Origin of the sequence: Duganella sp. Dugasp56 (assembly GCF_047304105.1) — a bacterium.
GTDB lineage: Bacteria > Pseudomonadota > Gammaproteobacteria > Burkholderiales > Burkholderiaceae_D > Rugamonas > Rugamonas hordei.
The window spans coordinates 62157-79643 of record NZ_JBGLYQ010000030.1; the positions used below are offsets into that span (position 1 = coordinate 62157).

22 protein-coding genes are annotated in these 17487 nt (G+C 60.8%); 17 read left to right on the forward strand and 5 right to left on the reverse strand.

Annotated elements, in window-relative coordinates:
* The first annotated feature begins 90 nt into the window (after positions 1 to 90).
* The 7 genes from purN (at position 91) to ACCD07_RS20910 (ending at position 6111) form a co-directional block, all read left to right on the forward strand.
* Complete coding sequence (gene purN, locus ACCD07_RS20880) at positions 91 to 702, forward strand: phosphoribosylglycinamide formyltransferase (RefSeq protein ID WP_176652836.1); 612 nt, start codon at positions 91 to 93, stop codon at positions 700 to 702.
* A gap of 18 nt (positions 703 to 720) precedes the next feature.
* The gene (locus tag ACCD07_RS20885; protein WP_176652837.1) at positions 721 to 2025 is read left to right on the forward strand and encodes an RsmB/NOP family class I SAM-dependent RNA methyltransferase; all 1305 of its coding nucleotides are present in this window, start codon (positions 721 to 723) and stop codon (positions 2023 to 2025) included.
* A 98-nt stretch (positions 2026 to 2123) separates the two neighbouring features.
* Positions 2124 to 3461, forward strand: coding sequence for a mechanosensitive ion channel family protein (locus tag ACCD07_RS20890; protein WP_353403272.1), 1338 nt, complete (start codon positions 2124 to 2126; stop codon positions 3459 to 3461).
* A 150-nt stretch (positions 3462 to 3611) separates the two neighbouring features.
* A complete protein-coding gene (locus ACCD07_RS20895) occupies positions 3612 to 4814 on the forward strand; it encodes a fatty acid desaturase (RefSeq protein WP_176652839.1) in 1203 nt (400 codons plus the stop codon).
* A 72-nt stretch (positions 4815 to 4886) separates the two neighbouring features.
* Positions 4887 to 5390 (forward strand): hypothetical protein, encoded by a 504-nt coding sequence (locus tag ACCD07_RS20900; RefSeq protein WP_413448441.1) that lies wholly within the window; start codon positions 4887 to 4889, stop codon positions 5388 to 5390.
* A gap of 95 nt (positions 5391 to 5485) precedes the next feature.
* Complete coding sequence (locus ACCD07_RS20905; RefSeq protein ID WP_413448442.1) at positions 5486 to 5728, forward strand: type II toxin-antitoxin system Phd/YefM family antitoxin; 243 nt, start codon at positions 5486 to 5488, stop codon at positions 5726 to 5728.
* The gene (locus ACCD07_RS20910; RefSeq protein ID WP_413448443.1) at positions 5725 to 6111 is read left to right on the forward strand and encodes a type II toxin-antitoxin system VapC family toxin; all 387 of its coding nucleotides are present in this window, start codon (positions 5725 to 5727) and stop codon (positions 6109 to 6111) included. The genes ACCD07_RS20905 and ACCD07_RS20910 overlap by 4 nt, the downstream gene beginning before the upstream one ends.
* 52 nt (positions 6112 to 6163) lie before the next feature.
* Here the strand turns inward: ACCD07_RS20910 and rpmG are convergent, their stop codons facing one another.
* The 4 genes from rpmG to ACCD07_RS20930 all read right to left on the reverse strand — a co-directional run bounded on the left by rpmG (position 6164) and on the right by ACCD07_RS20930 (position 8645).
* The gene (gene rpmG, locus ACCD07_RS20915; protein ID WP_008451489.1) at positions 6164 to 6331 is read right to left on the reverse strand and encodes a 50S ribosomal protein L33; all 168 of its coding nucleotides are present in this window, start codon (positions 6329 to 6331) and stop codon (positions 6164 to 6166) included.
* A 13-nt stretch (positions 6332 to 6344) separates the two neighbouring features.
* Complete coding sequence (gene rpmB, locus ACCD07_RS20920) at positions 6345 to 6581, reverse strand: 50S ribosomal protein L28 (protein WP_008451488.1); 237 nt, start codon at positions 6579 to 6581, stop codon at positions 6345 to 6347.
* Between the two features lie 173 nt (positions 6582 to 6754).
* Entirely contained in the window at positions 6755 to 7429 is a 675-nt protein-coding gene (gene radC / locus ACCD07_RS20925; RefSeq protein WP_413448444.1) for a RadC family protein, read from the reverse strand.
* 64 nt (positions 7430 to 7493) lie between these two features.
* On the reverse strand, positions 7494 to 8645 hold the full coding sequence (locus tag ACCD07_RS20930; protein WP_413448445.1) for a heparan-alpha-glucosaminide N-acetyltransferase domain-containing protein: 1152 nt from the start codon (positions 8643 to 8645) through the stop codon (positions 7494 to 7496).
* Positions 8646 to 8798: 153 nt separating this feature from the next.
* Between ACCD07_RS20930 and ACCD07_RS20935 the strand changes: the two genes are divergently transcribed.
* The 8 genes from ACCD07_RS20935 (at position 8799) to ACCD07_RS20970 (ending at position 14826) form a co-directional block, all read left to right on the forward strand.
* A complete protein-coding gene (locus ACCD07_RS20935) occupies positions 8799 to 9254 on the forward strand; it encodes an FKBP-type peptidyl-prolyl cis-trans isomerase (RefSeq protein ID WP_176654100.1) in 456 nt (151 codons plus the stop codon).
* A 7-nt stretch (positions 9255 to 9261) separates the two neighbouring features.
* On the forward strand, positions 9262 to 10224 hold the full coding sequence (gene ispH, locus ACCD07_RS20940) for a 4-hydroxy-3-methylbut-2-enyl diphosphate reductase (protein ID WP_176654101.1): 963 nt from the start codon (positions 9262 to 9264) through the stop codon (positions 10222 to 10224).
* 274 nt (positions 10225 to 10498) lie between these two features.
* Positions 10499 to 11428 carry a branched-chain amino acid ABC transporter permease gene (locus ACCD07_RS20945; protein WP_176654102.1) on the forward strand — a complete coding sequence of 310 codons (930 nt, stop codon included), beginning with the start codon at positions 10499 to 10501 and terminating at the stop codon, positions 11426 to 11428.
* Positions 11429 to 11440: 12 nt separating this feature from the next.
* Positions 11441 to 12658, forward strand: coding sequence for an ABC transporter permease subunit (locus tag ACCD07_RS20950; protein WP_353403264.1), 1218 nt, complete (start codon positions 11441 to 11443; stop codon positions 12656 to 12658).
* Between the two features lie 11 nt (positions 12659 to 12669).
* Positions 12670 to 13440 (forward strand): ABC transporter ATP-binding protein, encoded by a 771-nt coding sequence (locus tag ACCD07_RS20955; protein ID WP_176654104.1) that lies wholly within the window; start codon positions 12670 to 12672, stop codon positions 13438 to 13440.
* Positions 13440 to 14162, forward strand: coding sequence for an ABC transporter ATP-binding protein (locus ACCD07_RS20960; protein WP_176654105.1), 723 nt, complete (start codon positions 13440 to 13442; stop codon positions 14160 to 14162). Before ACCD07_RS20955 ends, ACCD07_RS20960 begins: the two co-directional genes overlap by 1 nt.
* Before the next feature lie 142 nt (positions 14163 to 14304).
* On the forward strand, positions 14305 to 14601 hold the full coding sequence (locus ACCD07_RS20965; RefSeq protein WP_176654106.1) for a type II toxin-antitoxin system MqsR family toxin: 297 nt from the start codon (positions 14305 to 14307) through the stop codon (positions 14599 to 14601).
* Positions 14602 to 14826, forward strand: a complete 225-nt coding sequence (locus ACCD07_RS20970) for a type II toxin-antitoxin system MqsA family antitoxin (RefSeq protein WP_176654107.1) — start codon at positions 14602 to 14604, stop codon at positions 14824 to 14826.
* A gap of 53 nt (positions 14827 to 14879) precedes the next feature.
* On the opposite strand, the gene ACCD07_RS20975 is transcribed toward ACCD07_RS20970, so the two are convergent.
* Entirely contained in the window at positions 14880 to 15440 is a 561-nt protein-coding gene (locus ACCD07_RS20975; protein ID WP_176654108.1) for a phasin family protein, read from the reverse strand.
* Positions 15441 to 15768: 328 nt separating this feature from the next.
* On the opposite strand from ACCD07_RS20975, the gene ACCD07_RS20980 reads away from it, so the two are divergent.
* The gene (locus ACCD07_RS20980; RefSeq protein WP_413448446.1) at positions 15769 to 16677 is read left to right on the forward strand and encodes a DMT family transporter; all 909 of its coding nucleotides are present in this window, start codon (positions 15769 to 15771) and stop codon (positions 16675 to 16677) included.
* Between the two features lie 10 nt (positions 16678 to 16687).
* A complete protein-coding gene (locus ACCD07_RS20985) occupies positions 16688 to 17383 on the forward strand; it encodes a nitroreductase (protein ID WP_413448447.1) in 696 nt (231 codons plus the stop codon).
* Positions 17384 to 17487: the final 104 nt, after the last annotated feature.

Sequence of the window (17487 nt, forward strand, 5' to 3'; positions counted from 1 at the left end):
GTCCGGTGCGGCCCACGGCGTCCTGCTGCATTGCAACAATCCTTGTTCATTTGTAGTCCCGCCCGCATGAACAAGGTACAATGTCGGCCTATGAAAAACATCGTCATTCTTATTTCCGGTCGTGGCAGTAACATGGAAGCGGTAGTCCGCGCGGCGCAAGCCGAGCAGTGGCCGGCCCGTATTGCCGCCATCATCAGCAACCGCGCCGACGCTCCGGGCCTGGCTTTCGCTGCTGAACACGGAATCGAGACGGCTATTGTTGCCAATAAAGACTATGCCAGCCGCGCCGATTTCGACGCCGCCCTGCAAACCGTGATCGACGGCTTCCAGCCCGATCTGGTGGTGCTGGCAGGTTTCATGCGGATTTTGACGGAGCAGTTTGTCGCGCACTATGCCGGCCGCATGCTCAACATCCATCCATCGCTGCTGCCGCTGTTCCCCGGCCTGGCGACACACGCGCAGGCGCTGGCCGCCGGCGTCAAGGAGCATGGTGCGACGGTGCATTTCGTGACGGCCGAACTCGATCACGGGCCGATGGTGGTGCAAGCCGCCGTGCCCGTGCTGCCCGACGATACGGTCGAAACCTTGTCCGCCCGCGTGCTGCAGCAGGAGCACGTCATCTACCCGCGCGCGATCCGCTGGTTTGTCGAGGGCAGGTTGACGATAGCGCAGGGCGAGGTCCACGTGGACCACACACAGTAAAACTAACCAAGGATTTTCATGAGATTGCCACCAGCGATACTCGCCAACGCCGAAGAAGTGTTGCGCGAGATTTTGCGCTTTGCCGCGCCTGCCGATACCACCCTGTCGCGCTATTTTAAAGACCACCCGCGCCTGGGCGGCCGCGAACGCGGCGCCATCGCCGAGTGCATCTACAATGTGTTGCGCAGCAAATCGTTTTATACCGACTTCTCCGAAGCGGGCGGCGGCGCCACCATGCGCCGCCTGACCCTGCTGGGCATGGCGGACGCGGTCGGCGTCGAGGCGCTGGGCGGCCTGACCGAGGAGGAAGTGACGTGGGTCGAGCGCATCCTGCAGATCGACCGCAAGGTGATGCACAAGTCGAGCCGCTCGAACATGCCGAAGTGGCTGTTCGACAAGCTGGTCGAGCAGATGGGCGAGGAAGAAACCCTGCTGCTGGCCGACGGCATGAACGCGCCGGCGCCGCTGGACCTGCGCGTCAACGCGATGAAGGCGACCCGCGACGAAGTGGCCGCCAAGCTGGCCGAAGCGCCTATCCGCAGCACGCCGACGCCGTTCGCGCCGCTGGGCCTGCGTGTGCTGCAAAAGCCCGCGCTGCAGAACCTGCCGCTGTTCAAGGAAGGCCATATCGAAGTGCAGGACGAGGGCAGCCAGATCCTGTCGGCCATCGTCGGCGCCAAGCGCGGCGAGATGGTGGTGGACTTCTGCGCCGGCGCCGGCGGCAAGACGCTGGCGCTGGGCGCGACCATGCGCAACACCGGCCGCCTGTACGCGTTCGACGTGTCCGAAAAGCGCCTGGCCAAGCTCAAGCCGCGCCTGGCGCGCAGCGGCCTGTCCAATGTGCATCCGGTGCAGATCGCGCACGAGCGCGACGCCAAGATCAAGCGCCTGGCCGGCAAGATCGACCGCGTGCTGGTCGACGCGCCATGCTCGGGCCTGGGCACCCTGCGCCGCAATCCGGACGTCAAGTGGCGCCAGCAGCCAAGCGCGATCGGCGAGCTGCAGGTCAAGCAGGCCGCGATCCTGGCCGGCGCCGCCCGTTTGCTGAAGGGCGGCGGCCGTCTGGTCTACGCCACCTGCAGCTTCCTGGACGACGAGAACGAATTCATCGCCAAGCAGTTCCTGGAAACCCATGCGGACTTCGAGCTGGTGCCGATGAACAAGGTGCTGGCCGAGCAGAAGATCGAGCTGGACATGGGCGACTACCTGAAACTGCTGCCGCACAAGCACCAGACCGACGGCTTCTTTGCCGCCGTGTTCGAACGCAAGCCGATGGCCAAGAAGGTCGTCGTCAAGGACGAGGACGAAGCCGTCGAGGAATAATCCTTCCCGGAACGCATCGCAAAGGCCGGCTGGTGTCTCCACCTACCGGCCTTTTTTACGCTAATCTACGCATCTCAGCCACTCAGCCCGTCCCTACGATGAATCAACAGCCACTGCTCAACCTGATCGACGACCTCACCGGCGATATCAACGATCCCAGCCTGCTGTGGCAGCTTGGCGCCATCGTCGCCGCCGTGGTATTGGGTTTCGGGCTGGCGCGGCTGCTGAAAAAGCGCTTCGGCCGCCAGGACACGCACGGCACCATGATGCGTTTCGGCGTCGAGAGCTTCGGCCGCGTGATGGCGCCGCTGGCCGTGGTCGGCCTGCTGGCGCTGGCGCGCGTGGTGCTGGTCAAGTACCACTTCCACGTCAACCTGATCAAGGTGGCGCTGCCCATCTTCGGCTCGCTGGCGGTGATACGCTTCACCTTCTACCTGCTGCGCCGCGTGTTCGCGCGCCATGGCCAGGTCAGCGCCACCATGCTGGCCTTCGAGAAGGTGTTCCAGCTGCTGGTGTGGCTGGCGTTCGTGCTCTACATCACCGGCTTGTGGGTCGACGTGTTCGAGTACCTCGACGGCACCATCCTCCCCATCGGTAAATACAAGGTGTCGATCGCCGACATCCTGCAGGCGACCATTTCGGTGATCGTGCTGCTGATGCTGGCGCTGTGGGCCGGCGCCGCGCTGGAAGAGCAGTTGATGAAGGTGCAGGGCATGCACACCAACCTGCGGGTGGTGGTGTCGCGCACGGCGCGCGCGGTGCTGATCCTGGTGGCCGTGCTGATGAGCCTGTCGCTGGTGGGCATCGACCTGACCGTGCTGTCGGTGTTCGGCGGCGCGCTGGGCGTCGGCCTGGGTCTGGGCTTGCAGAAAATCGCCAGCAACTACGTGTCCGGTTTCGTCATCCTGCTGGACCGCAGCCTGACCATCGGCGACATGATCACCGTCGACAAGTACAGCGGCCGTGTGACGCAGATCAATACCCGTTACACCGTGCTGCAAGGCCTGGACGGCATGGAATCGATCGTGCCGAACGAGATGCTGGTATCGGGCGCGGTGCAGAACTCGTCGCTGTCGAGCAGCATGCTGAACATCTCGACCAAGGTGTCGGTGGCCTACGACACCGACGTCGACATGGTGCTCAAGCTGCTGGAAGAAGCCGCGCTGACGGTGGAGCGGGTGCTGAAGGAAGACAAGCTGCCGTCGGCGCAGCTGCTGAGCTTTGGCGCGGACGGGCTGGACCTGCAGGTCAATTTCTGGATCAATGATCCGCACAACGGCCGCGGCGGCGTGATCTCGGACGTCAACCGGGCGATCTGGCGCGCGCTCAAGGCCAACGACATCTCGGTGCCGTTCCCGCAGAGGGAAATGCGCATCCTCGGTCCCGTGCCGGAGCAATTGTTACCGCAGGAAAGCACGGCCGTGCCGAAGGAATAGGCGGTAACCGGAGGAAATCCTTCCGCAAATCACCCCCAAATCAGCGTACAATAACGTCCAAAAGTAACAGCGACGGACTTCCTGCGCCTGTCAAAAGCGCAACATTGATGGAACCACCGCGACGCGAGACACGCCCTCTTTGGAGTAGTAATGACTTTTAGTTTAAATGCAGTACTGGATTTTTTGTCTAACGGCGTCACCCGACTCACCGCATGGCAAGTGTTTTTCTATACGCTGGCCGTCACCCACATCACCATCGCCAGTGTGACGATTTACCTGCACCGCCACCAGGCGCACCGTGCGCTGGAGCTGCACGCCATCCCCAGCCACTTCTTCCGCTTCTGGCTGTGGCTGACCACCGGCCAGGTGACCAAGGAATGGGCCTCGATCCACCGCAAGCACCACGCCAAGTGCGACACCGAGGAAGATCCGCACAGCCCGGTGACCCGCGGTATCAAGAAAGTGTTCTGGGAAGGCGCCGAGCTATACCGCGCCGAGTCGAAAAACCTGGAAACCATGGAAAAGTATGGCCATGGCACGCCTGACGACTGGATCGAGCGCAATGTGTACACCCGCTTCAGCTGGCAGGGTGTGGCGGCGCTGCTGGTGGTCAACTTCATGCTGTTCGGCGTCATCGGCATCACCGTGTGGGCGGTGCAGATGATGTGGATCCCGGTGACTGCCGCCGGCATCATCAACGGCATCGGCCACTACTGGGGCTACCGCAACTACGACTGCGCGGACGCGGCGACCAACATCATCCCGTTCGGGCTGCTGATCGGCGGCGAAGAACTGCACAACAATCATCACACCTTCGCCACCTCGGCCAAGCTGTCGTCGAAATGGTACGAGTTCGATATCGGCTGGGGCTACATCCGCGGCCTGGAAATGCTGGGCCTGGCCAAGGTCAAGAAGCGCGCGCCGGCGCCGAAGTTCGCCAAAGACAAGGTGGAAGCCGACTTCGACACGCTGCAGTCGGTGATCGCCAACCGCTACGACGTGATGGCCAAGTACGCCAAATCGGTCAAGCATGCCTGGAAAGAAGAGCTGGAACACCTGAAGGACAAGGCCCAGCTGGAATCGCGCTTCCTGAAATCGTCGCGCAAGCTGCTGCAGCGCGAGCCGGGCAAGCTGGAAGCGCCGCAGCAACAGCAGCTGGTTGAGCTGTTCCAACACAGCAAGGCGCTGGAAACCATGCACAATATGCGCGTGGAGCTGGGCGTGATCTGGGAGCGTTCGCACTTCACCCGCGACCAGCTGCTGCACAAGCTGCAGGACTGGTGCAACCGCGCGGAAGCGTCGGGCATCAAGTCGCTGCAGGACTTCTCGCTGCGCCTGCGTAGCTACGCTTAAGCAAGTATTGATACAATAAAACGGCCCCGGGGTGGTGAACCTCCGGGGCCGTTTTTCATTTCCGGGAACCTTATGAAAGCTCATTTGATGGCCTTGGCGCTGGCATTGCCGTTGTGCGGTGCCCATGCCGCCGGCTGGACCGTGCGTTTCGACGGCGCCGGCCCGCTGAGGATCGGCATGCGTTTCGACACCGTCAACAAGGTGCTGGGCGAGCATATGGAGCGCACGCCGAAAGAGCTGCGCGGCAACGCCAACTGCTTTCAGCTGGAGCCAGCCCACCAGCGGGGCCTGCTGCTGATGTTTGTCGACGACGTGCTGAAGCGGGTCGACGTGATGGAAGAGGGCATCCAGTCCGAACGCGGCATCGGCCTGGGCGACCCGGTCGAGAAGATCCGGCGTGGCTACGGCGAAGCGGTGGTGACGACGCCGCAAGCCTACGACGACAGCGAACAGACGCTGACCATCAAGGCAGGCGGTGGCCAGTACGCGATCCGCTTCGACACCAGCAAAGGCAAGGTCGGCGCCATCTACGCCGGCGCCTGGAAGGAAGTGCAGTACATCGAAGGCTGCCTGTAAGCATGTTGACCAGCCTCCAATGTTGGACGCACGATGTTTGCATAGCCTCTCCGCCAGGGCTAGACTGAAAAGATGGTCAGGTCAGGGAGCGCCAAATGAAAGAGATTGATATCGATGAGGTCCGAGCCAATTTGTTCTCGTTGGTAGACCAAGCCGTTCGCGGGGAGTCATTTCTCATTACGCGAGACGGTAAGCCTGTTGTCAAAATCGAAGCTGTGGCAGGAGCAATTTCTCGGTCCCTTCCTCGCTTGGGGTTTATGGCAGGTCAGTTCACTTTTCCCGAGGACTTTGACGAAATAGATGAGCAAATTGAAAAGCTTTTCTATGGTGAAAAGTGAAGCTTTTGCTCGACACGCATATTTTGCTCTGGGCGATATCGACCCCGGCGAAATTGTCTCGCTCTACTGCCACGCTGCTATCTTCGGTGAGAAATGACCTGGTCTTTAGTGTCGTCAGTCTGTGGGAGGTGGCAATCAAGACTACCGCAAGAAGATCCGCAAACATGATCGACGTCCGAGTCATGCGCCAAGGGCTGTTAAACCACGGCTACTATGAACTGCCGGTCCAGGGCGAGCACGCCTTGTTTGTCGAGCAGTTGCCGCCGCTTCATCGAGACCCGTTTGATCGCATGCTGGTTGCTCAGGCCTGGGTTGAGGGCATGACTCTGGTTACAGCGGACAAAATAATTGCCCGTTACCCGGGACGCATCCACCAAGCGTAAAAAAAGCCGCTGAGCGTGAGCTGAGCGGCTTTTTTTGAGAACGAAGACCGGATTACTTGATCTTGGTTTCTTTGAACATGACGTGCTTGCGAGCTTTAGGATCGAACTTCATGATCTCCATTTTCGCAGGGGTCGTACGCTTGTTCTTGGTGGTGGTGTAGAAGAAACCCGTACCTGCGGTCGATTCCAGTTTGATTTTGTCGCGGCCAGTTTTTGCCATGGTAGCTCCCTAATTAGACTTTTTCGCCACGGGCGCGCATGTCGGCCAGTACGGCATCGATGCCGACTTTGTCGATTACGCGCAGACCAGCGTTGGACAGACGCAGGGAGACCCAGCGGTTTTCAGATTCAACAAAAATACGACGGTTCTGCAGGTTAGGCAGGAAACGACGTTTGGTTTTGTTGTTTGCGTGGGAAACATTGTTGCCGACCATCGGCTTCTTCCCAGTAACTTGGCAAACACGTGCCATAACGCACTCCTTAAAAGACATTCCACAATTGGAAAAACAAGAGTATATCCAAAAAACTCAGCTTTTTCAATGACTTGTGAAAAACAATTGTGTCTTGATAATCTAAATAAATTTAACAATTGTGAATTCCAGGTGTTTACGCTCTGTAAACCCTTGAGCCGACAGGGGTAAACTCACAGCTGCCCGTGCTCGGCAAACGAGTGGACCCGGTGGCCGGCGACCACGAAATGGTCGAGGATGCGGATGTCTACCAGCGCCAGGGCTTGCACCAGCGCCCTTGTCAGCACCAGGTCCGACTCGCTGGGATCGGGCGTGCCCGACGGGTGGTTGTGCGCCAGCATGACGCTGGCCGCGTTGCAGTCCAGCGCCGCCTTGACCACCTCGCGCGGGTACACGCTGGTATGGGTCAAGGTGCCGCGAAACATTTCCCGGGACGCGATCAGGCGGTTTTTCACATCGAGGAACAGCACATAAAAGGCTTCGAAGGTCTTGCCATGGAAGATGATGCGCAGGTAATCCTTCACCGCGTGCGGCGAGCCCAGGGTTTGGCCGGACTTCATTTCCTCCAGGATCGCCCGCCGCGCCAGCTCCATCACCGCCTGCAGCTGGGCGAACTTGGCCGGGCCCAGCCCGTTGATCGCGGAAAACTCCGCCAGGCTGGCGCCGAACAGCCCCTGCAGCGAACCGAAATGGTGCACCATGTCCTGCCCCAGCTGTACGGCGTCCTTGCCGCGCACGCCGACGCGCAGGAACACCGCCAGCAATTCGGCGTCCGACAGCGCCGGCGCGCCGTCCCGTATCAGGCGCTCGCGCGGGCGGCGCTCCAGCGGCCAGTCGTTGATGGGCATCGATCTCTCCGTATGTCGGTGTATCGCATGCTTATTATCGACGCGCCGTCGGGGGCGGTACTGATCAAAGCCTGAAGAACAGCTTTCTGCGGTAGAGCAGCAACAGCGTCGTACCCAGCACGACCACCAGGCCCGCCGAGTAGGTGACGGAGGCAATACGCGCATCCGCGATCGCGTTGCCGAGTTCTTGCGCCAGACGGTCGTGCCAGCTCTGCGGATTCGCTGCTCCGAACGGCAGCTGGAGCACGCAATCCATCAAGCTGATGCCGATGAAGGCCAGCGTGGCGTTGGCGCCAAACGCCAGGACCGGAGTTGGCCGGGCGCGCTCGGGCAGGGATTTCAGCAGTAAAAGCGCGAGCAGGGAAAATCCGGACGACAGCAAGGCGAAGCTTGGCGTCCAGATCTTCTTGACCACTGGAAGCACCGGATCGAGCGCGAAACCCAGTGCCAGCAGCGCCGCGCCAGCCAGGCCCAGCTTGAGCCAGCGCCCGTCCGCGGCGTCGCCGTCCCGGTGCAGGACCAGACCGGCGGCCAATCCCACCAACACGTTGATCAGCGCTCCGGCTGTGGACAGCAAGCCTTCGGGCTCGTAGGTCACCCGGCCGTCCGTGGTGCCGTAAGGCCAGAAGTGCTGGACGCCCAGCACCGCGCGGTCGATAACCGTCGGCAGCGAATGGGCGGAGCCGAAGCAGCCGCGTCCGCACTCCGGCGCATCCCATGCCAGCAGCAGGGCCGCATAGGCGAGCCCCAGCGCCACGGCCGCGCCGATCACGCGGCCCAGCGGCAGCCGGTACCCTTGCGCCGATGGCTGGCCTAGCGCCAGCACTATCGTTCCGGCGATGAAATAGCAAATGCCGATGCGCTGCAGTATGCCGAGGATGCGCACGTGCGCGAAGTCGAAATAGGGCAGCAGATTAAGCAGCAGGCCGAGCGCGAACAATGCCGCGGAGCGACGCGCCAGATACAGCATGACTTCGGCGGCGGGCCGCTCACCGGCCCGCTTGAGCAGGGAAAAGGGCATGGCCGCGCCGACGCAAAATAAAAACGAGGGGAAAATCATGTCGGCCAGGGCGTAACCGCGCCAGTCGGCATGCGTCAGCACGCGAAAGCGATGCTCCCAGTCGCCGGCATAGGCCACCAGTATCATGCCGATCACCGCCAGTCCGCGCAGCAAATCTATCGCCGCGATGCGGCCGGTTCGGGAAACCTCATGCATGGAACACGCTCTCCTTTTTGAGATGAGATCGTTTCCAATATGCCGTTGAAAACGTTTTCAGTCAATCGGCATATGATAAGCGGCATGCCGGCGGGGCGCGAAGGGCAAGGTGGCTTACAATAGAGCCTTTGCCAGCTTACCGAACCCCAAGTCATGTCTAACGCGCAACCTGCTGTCGTCACCAAATCGGCTTATCTCACCCTGCATTATCGTCTTGCCTCGCTGGACGGTACTGATATCGTTACAACCTTCAGCGGAAATCCCGCCACGCTGATGCTGGGCCAGGGCCAGTTGGCGCCGGTGCTGGAAGAGCTGCTGATCGGCATGCCTGAAGGCACGCACAAGACCTTCGACCTGGAACCGGGCATCGGCTTCGGTCCGCGCAATCCGGAACTGGTGCGCGAAGTCACGCGCGCCACGCTGGACGAGAACTCGGTGCCGGGCGCCGACTATAAAGTAGGCGACCTGGTCGACTTCGCCGCGCCGGGCGGCGGCCGCTTCGCGGGCATCCTGCGCGAGCTGGGCGACGAAACCTGTCTGTTCGACTTCAACCACCCGCTGGCCGGCCAGCCGCTGAAATTCGAAGTCAAACTGATCTCCGTGCTGTGAGGAACTGATGAGCGATAAAGAAATCCTGTTGGCCCAGCCGCGCGGCTTTTGCGCCGGCGTCGACCGCGCCATTGAAATCGTCGAGCGCGCGCTACAGCAGTTCGGCGCGCCGATTTATGTGCGCCACGAAATCGTCCACAACGCCTACGTGGTGGACGACCTGCGCAACAAGGGCGCCATCTTCATCGAAGAACTGGACGACGTACCGGCCGGCAATACGCTGGTGTTTTCGGCCCACGGGGTGTCCAAGGCGGTGCGCGCGGAAGCCGAGTCGCGCGGACTGAGCATTTTCGACGCCACCTGCCCGCTGGTCACCAAGGTCCACGTCGAAGTGGCCAAGATGCGCAAGCAGGGTTGTGAGATCGTCATGATCGGCCACGACGGCCATCCGGAAGTCGAAGGCACGATGGGCCAGACGGAAGAGGGCATGTACCTGGTCGAAACGGTGGCCGACGTGGCCACCCTGAACGTTGCCAAACCCGACCAGCTGGCCTACGTTTCCCAGACAACGTTGTCGGTAGACGACACCGCCGACATCATCGCGGCGCTGAAGGCAAAATATCCGGCGATTATCGAGCCGAAAAAAGGCGACATCTGCTACGCCACCACCAACCGCCAGGAAGCCGTCAAGTTCATGGCGCCGCAGGTGGAACTGGTGATCGTGGTCGGCAGCCCGAACAGTTCGAATTCCAACCGCCTGCGCGAAGTGGCGGAAAAGAAGGGCACGCCCGCCTACATGGTCGACAACGCCACGCTGATCGACCCGCTCTGGCTGGAAGGCAAGCAGCGCATCGGTGTCACCGCTGGTGCATCGGCGCCGGAGGTGCTGGTGCAAGCCGTCATCGACCGCCTCAAAGAGCTGGGCGCGCGCAGCGTGCGCACCCTGGACGGCGTGGAAGAATCGGTCACTTTCCCGCTGCCCAAGGGATTGGACGGCCCAAAAGCTGGACCAGCCGGGGGCGTGGTTTAACGACTTTTTGAATAAACGGAATTTAATTCAGCACCTATCGCGTTATTCCGCAGTTCGTTTTCCGAAATTCTCGCTATCATTGCCTCGCTCTAAAAAAGTTGTCGTTTAGGCTTATATGTTTAGGGCGGCGCGCAGGCGATGATACCGGTTCAGGCACGATACTTGCATCATGAACGCGTAGTCAACGGCGGCACTACGGGGACAACCTCCCCGGGTGCCGTTTTTGTTACTTGATTCGTCTGTGCAGGCATAACACAAAAAGTAAAGGCTCTTAATGGATACTTTTATCCAACAAATTATTAATGGACTGGTGCTCGGCAGCATGTACGCACTGGTCGCGCTGGGCTACACCATGGTGTACGGCGTGCTGAACCTGATTAACTTCGCCCACGGCGACGTGCTGATGATAGGCGCGATGACCGGCCTGACCATTCTCAAATACCTGAACGAATACGCCCCGGACCTGCCCGGCTACGTCAAGCTGGCGATCGCCATCGGCGGCGCCATCCCGGTCTGCATGCTGGTCAACATCATCATCGAGCGGGTCGCCTACCGCCGCCTGCGCAACGCGCCGCGGCTGGCGCCGCTGATCACCGCCATCGGCGTGTCGATCCTGCTGCAAACCTTCGCCATGATGATCTGGACCCGCAACCCGCTGGCCTTCCCGCAACTACTGTCGTCCGAGCCGATCACCATCGGCGGCGCGCTGATCTCGCAAACCCAGATCCTGCTGCTGGTGCTGGCGGCGCTGTCGATGACCGGCCTGGTGCTGCTGGTGGAAAAAACCAAGATGGGCCGCGCGATGCGCGCCACGGCGGAAAATCCCCGCGTCGCCGGCCTGATGGGCGTCGACTCCAACAAGGTCATTGTCGCCACCTTCGCGCTGGGCGCGGCACTGGCCGCCGTGGCCGGCGTGATGTGGGGCGCCAACTACGCGTCGATCCAGTTCGCGATGGGCTTCGTGCCCGGCCTGAAAGCCTTCTCGGCCGCCGTGCTGGGCGGCATCGGCAACATCTACGGCGCGATGATAGGCGGTATCGTGCTCGGCATTATCGAGAGCCTGGGCGCCGGCTACATCGGCGACCTGACCGGCGGCTTCCTCGGCAGCCACTACCAGGACATCTTCGCCTTCGTCGTGCTGATCATCGTGCTGACGGTGCGCCCGTCCGGCATCATGGGCGAACGCGTCGCGGACCGTGCATAAGAGGGGAACAATATGGCACTTCTGAATTTCGACACCACCCGCAACCCGCGCAAGGCCTACAGCAGCATGGCCGTCGTGCTGATCGGCCTGCTGATCTTCCCGTTCGTGGCCGCGCAGTTCGGCAACTCGTGGGTGCGCATCATCGACATGGCGCTGCTGTACATCATGCTGGCGCTGGGCCTGAACATCGTGGTCGGCTTTGCCGGCCTGCTGGATCTGGGCTACATCGCGTTCTACGCGGTGGGCGCCTACATGACCGGCCTGCTGGCGTCGCCGCAGTTTGCCACCTTGCTGGAATCGCTGATCAATGAATACCCGGCCATCGGCAACACGCTGGTGGCCATCCTCGGCCCGGACATCCAGCAGAACGGCATCCACCTGTCGGTATGGGCCATCGTGCCGCTGGCGGCCGCGCTGGCCGGCCTGTTCGGCGCCCTGCTGGGCGCGCCGACCTTGAAGCTGCGCGGCGACTACCTGGCCATCGTGACCCTGGGCTTCGGCGAGATCATCCGCATCTTCATGAACAACCTCAACGAGCCGATCAACTTCACCAACGGTCCGCAGGGCATCAACCTGATCGACCCGATCCGCGTGTTCGGCGTCAACCTGGCGGGCGAGGCGGGCTCGCGCGCCAATGTGGTGATCGGCGGCTTCTCCATGCCGTCGGTGAATGCCTACTACTTCCTGTTCCTGATCTTGTGCGTGGCGATCGTGTTCATCACCTCGCGCCTGCAGCATTCGCGCCTGGGCCGCGCCTGGGTCGCGATCCGCGAAGACGAGATCGCCGCCAAGGCCATGGGCATCAACACCCGCAACGTCAAGCTGCTGGCGTTCTCGATGGGCGCCTCGTTCGGCGGCGTCGCCGGCGCCATGTTCGCGTCCTTCCAGGGCTTCGTGTCGCCGGAATCGTTCTCGCTGACCGAGTCGATCGCCGTGCTGGCGATGGTGGTGCTGGGCGGTATCGGCCACATCCCGGGCGTCATCATGGGCGGCGCGCTGCTGGCCGCGCTGCCGGAAGTGCTGCGCCACGTGGTCGAGCCGCTGCAGGAAAAATTGTTCGGCCACGTGCTGATCGAAGCCGAAGTGCTGCGCCAGCTGCTGTACGGCCTGGCGATGGTGCTGATCATGCTGAACCGTCCGGCCGGCCTGTGGCCCGCGCCCAAGCATGAAGACCGTCCCGACGGCGACTCCGATACCAAAGATCAATCGTCCGGCACCGTGGCGGCTTGAGGAAGACAGAAATGAGTGAACAGGTAATTCTCCACATCGCCGGCGTCAACAAGCGCTTCGGCGGCCTGCAGGCGCTGACCGATGTCGGCATCAAGATCATGAAGGGCCAGATCTACGGCCTGATCGGCCCCAACGGCGCCGGCAAGACCACCTTCTTCAACGTCATCACCGGCCTGTACCAGCCGGACACCGGCACCTTTGAGCTGGCCGGCAAGCCGTACTCGCCGTCGGCGCCGCATGAGGTGGCCAAGGCCGGCATCGCCCGCACCTTCCAGAACATCCGCCTGTTCGGCGAGATGACCGCGCTGGAAAACGTTATGGTCGGCCGCCACGTGCGTTCGCACCAGGGCGTGTTCGGCGCCGTGTTCCGCCACAAGGCCGCGCGCGAGGAGGAAGCATCGATCCGCAAGCGCGCGCAGGAGCTGCTGGACTTCGTCGGCATCGGCCAGTTCGCCAGCCGCACGGCGCGCTTCCTGTCGTACGGCGACCAGCGCCGGCTGGAAATCGCCCGCGCGCTGGCCACCGATCCGCAACTGCTGGCGCTGGATGAACCGGCGGCCGGCATGAACGCCACCGAGAAGCTGGCGCTGCGCGAGCTGCTGGTCAAGATCAAGAACGAAGGCAAGACCGTGCTGCTGATCGAGCACGACGTCAAGATGATGATGGGCCTGTGCGACCGGCTGATGGTGCTGGAATACGGCAAGCCGATCGCCGAGGGTCTGCCGGCGGAAATACAAAGCAATCAGGCGGTTATCGACGCCTACCTGGGAGGATCGCACTAATGGGCGACAATGTTCTTAAAGTATCGGGACTGAAAGTCGCGTACGGCGGCATCAAGGCCGTCAAGGGTATCGATCTGGAAGTGAACAAGGGCGAGCTGATCGCGCTGATCGGTGCCAACGGCGCCGGCAAGACCACGACCTTGAAAGCCATCACCGGCACGCTGCCGCCTTGCAAGGTCGAAGGCACGGTGACTTACCAGGGCGAATCGCTGAAGGGCAGCAAGTCGTTCCACCTGGTCGAGAAGAAACTGGCGATGGTGCCGGAAGGGCGCGGCGTGTTCACCCGCATGTCGATCCAGGAAAACCTGATGATGGGCGCCTACACCCGTGACGACAAGGCCGGCATCGAGGCCGACATCGCCAAGTGGTTCGACGTGTTCCCGCGCCTGAAGGAGCGCGCGGCGCAGATGGCGGGCACGCTGTCGGGCGGCGAGCAGCAGATGCTGGCGATGGCGCGCGCGCTGATGTCGCATCCGAACCTGCTGCTGCTGGACGAGCCGTCGATGGGCCTGTCGCCGATCATGGTCGAGAAGATCTTCGAAGTGATCCGCAACGTGTCGAAAGAAGGCATCACGATCCTGCTGGTGGAGCAGAACGCCAAGCTGGCGCTGCAGGCCGCGCACCGCGGCTACGTCATGGACTCCGGCCACATCACGATGACCGGCAACGCCAAGGACATGCTGGACGATCCCCGCGTCAAAGCCGCCTACCTCGGCGAATGAGTCTGGCTGCTTAGAGAAAACCGGAGCTCGCTCCGGTTTTTTTATGCTTGCGGCTGTTTGTCCGCAAGATGTTTGCATGTGCTCGTGCGCTAATGACTAGCAGGATTCCCCTGTCGAATTTAGCCCGGTAGGTTAAGATTGCATGGAAAAGCGCACGCCCCATTGCAGATTGTCGGTCGTCAAAACCCTGATTGCTGCCGGAAGAGTCAAGGCTACTTTTTCTGCACTGGCAGGCGCGGCGGCGCTTGGATTCAACTTCCAGGAGGTGCTTGAAGTTGTGATGGCGCTTAGGCCGCGAGATTTTCATAAAAGCATGACCACCTATGCAGACCATCGCGTCTGGCAAGATGTTTATCGTCCGGTGACAACGGCCGGTAAAGTCTATCTGAAGCTTACAGTCATTGATGATGTACTGATTGTGTCATTCAAGGAGTTGTAGATGAAATGTCCTATCTGCGGCGAAGCTGAGTTGATACACGGCACGCGCGACATTCCCTATACATATAAAGGTGAAACTATTGTGATTCGTGCGGTCACGGCAGACTTGTGTCCGGCCTGCGGCGAAAATATTCTCGATGCTGCCGAATCGTCTCGTGTGAATTTTGCGATGTTGGAATTCAACAGGCTAGTCAATGTTTCAAATGAAAAAAAAGCCCGGGCGTGATGACCGGGCTTTTTTCACAGGAACAGGCACCCTACCGTGCCGGACGTCCTTAATTACTTCTTCGCTGGAGCAGCCTTGGCGGCGGCAGCGGTGAACTGGTTCACGGCCGAGCTCAGGTTCGACTCGATCGACTCAACAGCTTGCTTGGCGGTCTTGGTGAACTGCTCGTAGCCGGCGTTGGCGTTGCCGATTGCCGATTTCAGCATGGCAACAGCGTTTTCCGAACCAGCTGGGGCGTTCTTGCTCACTTCTTCCACCAGCGAGATGACTTTGCGGTTGGTTTCAGCGATTTGCGTTTCTGCAGCTTTGCTGAATTCAGCGCCGGTGCTCGAAGCGATGGTCGCCAGGTGACGGCCGTAAGCGATGGTTTTTTCTGCGCTAGGCTGGGCTTGTGCCGAAGCCAGCGAGAAGAATTCTTGTGGATCCTTGGCCGACAGCAGTTGCTTGGTGGTGATCGACGACTCTTCCAGCGATGCCTTGGCAGCGGTCAGGTTCAGGTCGACAAACTTCTCCACGCCTTCGAACGCTTTGTTGGTCAGGGCCGAGAAGATCGCGAATTGAGCTTCGAAGTTAGCTTTGGTCGCATTGGAAAATTGCTCAGGAATCGAAAACATATAAATCTCCAGGAAAGTAGTCATTGATTAAGTACTGCCGTTTCTAACCGTCGGCGAGAAACAGAGAACCCACGTTTCAGACCGAACATATTGTGCAACGCAACAAACCCGATTTTACGGCCTTCAGAAATTAAGTCAAGCGATTTTTTGTGCGTTGCATCAAAGAATGGACTCTATCCAAAGCAAAGTGTTTTCTTGTGGAAACATCCACACTGGGGGCCGCCGCCGATGGCATTCGGGCCGCCGTGATAGACTGGCCTCATCCACAGTCGGCGCCCCAATGCGGCGCCGATTTACTTTCATTTAGCTAGTGAATATTCCTGCCGATATGCCCAACTCCACCAAGGCCGCAGCGACCGCGCAGCACGCCACCTTCCTGTCGCCGCTACCGTTGTTTTTTGTACTACTGTGGAGCAGCGGATTTATCGTCGCCAAGTTCGGACTGCCGTACGCGCCGCCGCTGACTTTCCTGGTGATGCGCTTCGCCGGCGTGCTGCTGTTGCTGGTGCCGGCCGTGCTGCTGCTGAAGGCGCCCTGGCCGCATGGCCGGATCTGGCAGATCGCGCTGGCGGGGGGGGGGGGGGGGGCCGGCTACCTGATCGGCGTCTGGTGCGCGATCAAGCTCGGCATGCCGGCCGGCTTGACGGCGCTGATCGTCGGCATGCAGCCCATCCTGACCGCCTTCGCGGCGCCGCTGATCGGCGAAAAAGTGCGTCCGCGCCAGTGGCTGGGTCTGCTGTTCGGCATAGTCGGGGTGGGGCTGGTGGTGGCCGCCAAGATCAAGCTGGCCGGCCTGTCGACCGAGGCCATCCTGCTGTGCGTGTTCGCGCTGCTGTCGATTACCGTCGGCACCTTGTATCAAAAACGCCATTGCCCGCAGTTCGACCTGCGCACCGGCACCGTCATCCAGTTCGCCGCCTCCCTGGTCGTCGTGCTGCCTTTGGCTATCATATTCGAAGGTCTGGGCGCGGATTTTGCTGCGGTGCAGTGGACGCCGCGCTTCATCGGCGCCTTGCTGTGGTCGGTGCTGGGTTTGTCGATCGGCGCGATTTTCCTGCTGTTCGCGCTGATACGCCGCAGCGATGCCACCCAGGTCACCAGTTTGTTGTATCTCACGCCGCCCACCACCGCCATCATGGCCTGGCTGATGTTTGGTGAAGCTTTCAACGCCCTCGGCATACTGGGAATGGTGCTGGCGGTGACAGGCGTGGTATTCGTCGTCAAAAAACCCAAATAAGCGAGGCTCCATGATTTCTACTCCCGACCAGCAAGCCGTCGATGCGGCAATCACCTCGCGCCGCTCGATCCGCGCCTACCTGCCGCAGCCGGTGGCGCGCGAGGATGTGGCGCAGATCCTGCGGGTGGCGGCGCGGGCGCCGTCCGGCACCAATACCCAGCCCTGGAAAGTCTACGTGCTCGACGGCGAGCGCAAGCAACAGTTGAGTTCTGCGATTCTGGCCATACATAGTGACCCAGAGCAGGCGAAACTGCACACCGAGGAATATGCGTACTACCCGCGCGAATGGGTGTCACCTTTCATCGAACGCCGGCGCAAGGTCGGCTGGGACTTGTATGCACTACTGGGGCTGACCCGCGACAACAAGGCCGGCATGGCGGCCCAGCACGGCCGCAACTATGAATTCTTCGGCGCCCCGGTCGGCTTGATTTTCACAATGGACCGCATCATGGAGCAGGGCTCCTGGCTGGACTACGGGATGTTCCTGCAGAACATCATGGTGGCGGCTCGGGCGCGCGGGCTCGATACCTGTCCGCAGGCGGCATTTACCCAGTATCATCGGGTCATCGGACAAGTGCTGGACTTGCCGGAAAATGAAATCGTGGTGTGCGGCATGGCGCTTGGTGTGGCTGATCCGACAAAGATTGAGAATACTTTGATCACAGACCGTATGCAGGTTGAAGAATTTGTTAAATTTGTCGATTAGAACTAGCTTGTTAAAACCGTATTGCGTCATTGCAACCAATGATGCGTTCAATGTTAAATATGCTTGCGCTCGTGCAGCGTTTTGCTACACTGCAACAGGTGCTT

What these genes read in the sequence shown, in the direction of transcription:
- ACCD07_RS20970 (WP_176654107.1), top strand. Translation starts at nt 14,602, where the DNA reads ATGAAATGTCCTATCTGCGGCGAAGCTGAGTTGATACACGGCACGCGC.
- ACCD07_RS20985 (WP_413448447.1), top strand. Translation starts at nt 16,688, where the DNA reads ATGATTTCTACTCCCGACCAGCAAGCCGTCGATGCGGCAATCACCTCG.
- ACCD07_RS20935 (WP_176654100.1), top strand. Translation starts at nt 8,799, where the DNA reads ATGTCTAACGCGCAACCTGCTGTCGTCACCAAATCGGCTTATCTCACC.
- ACCD07_RS20895 (WP_176652839.1), top strand. Translation starts at nt 3,612, where the DNA reads ATGACTTTTAGTTTAAATGCAGTACTGGATTTTTTGTCTAACGGCGTC.
- ACCD07_RS20905 (WP_413448442.1), top strand. Translation starts at nt 5,486, where the DNA reads ATGAAAGAGATTGATATCGATGAGGTCCGAGCCAATTTGTTCTCGTTG.
- ACCD07_RS20975 (WP_176654108.1), bottom strand. Translation starts at nt 15,440, where the DNA reads ATGTTTTCGATTCCTGAGCAATTTTCCAATGCGACCAAAGCTAACTTC.
- ACCD07_RS20950 (WP_353403264.1), top strand. Translation starts at nt 11,441, where the DNA reads ATGGCACTTCTGAATTTCGACACCACCCGCAACCCGCGCAAGGCCTAC.
- ACCD07_RS20965 (WP_176654106.1), top strand. Translation starts at nt 14,305, where the DNA reads ATGGAAAAGCGCACGCCCCATTGCAGATTGTCGGTCGTCAAAACCCTG.
- ACCD07_RS20885 (WP_176652837.1), top strand. Translation starts at nt 721, where the DNA reads ATGAGATTGCCACCAGCGATACTCGCCAACGCCGAAGAAGTGTTGCGC.
- radC (WP_413448444.1), bottom strand. Translation starts at nt 7,429, where the DNA reads ATGCCCATCAACGACTGGCCGCTGGAGCGCCGCCCGCGCGAGCGCCTG.
- ACCD07_RS20900 (WP_413448441.1), top strand. Translation starts at nt 4,887, where the DNA reads ATGAAAGCTCATTTGATGGCCTTGGCGCTGGCATTGCCGTTGTGCGGT.
- ACCD07_RS20980 (WP_413448446.1), top strand. Translation starts at nt 15,769, where the DNA reads ATGCCCAACTCCACCAAGGCCGCAGCGACCGCGCAGCACGCCACCTTC.
- ACCD07_RS20930 (WP_413448445.1), bottom strand. Translation starts at nt 8,645, where the DNA reads ATGCATGAGGTTTCCCGAACCGGCCGCATCGCGGCGATAGATTTGCTG.
- ACCD07_RS20960 (WP_176654105.1), top strand. Translation starts at nt 13,440, where the DNA reads ATGGGCGACAATGTTCTTAAAGTATCGGGACTGAAAGTCGCGTACGGC.
- ispH (WP_176654101.1), top strand. Translation starts at nt 9,262, where the DNA reads ATGAGCGATAAAGAAATCCTGTTGGCCCAGCCGCGCGGCTTTTGCGCC.
- ACCD07_RS20955 (WP_176654104.1), top strand. Translation starts at nt 12,670, where the DNA reads ATGAGTGAACAGGTAATTCTCCACATCGCCGGCGTCAACAAGCGCTTC.
- rpmG (WP_008451489.1), bottom strand. Translation starts at nt 6,331, where the DNA reads ATGGCAAAAACTGGCCGCGACAAAATCAAACTGGAATCGACCGCAGGT.
- ACCD07_RS20945 (WP_176654102.1), top strand. Translation starts at nt 10,499, where the DNA reads ATGGATACTTTTATCCAACAAATTATTAATGGACTGGTGCTCGGCAGC.
- purN (WP_176652836.1), top strand. Translation starts at nt 91, where the DNA reads ATGAAAAACATCGTCATTCTTATTTCCGGTCGTGGCAGTAACATGGAA.
- rpmB (WP_008451488.1), bottom strand. Translation starts at nt 6,581, where the DNA reads ATGGCACGTGTTTGCCAAGTTACTGGGAAGAAGCCGATGGTCGGCAAC.
- ACCD07_RS20890 (WP_353403272.1), top strand. Translation starts at nt 2,124, where the DNA reads ATGAATCAACAGCCACTGCTCAACCTGATCGACGACCTCACCGGCGAT.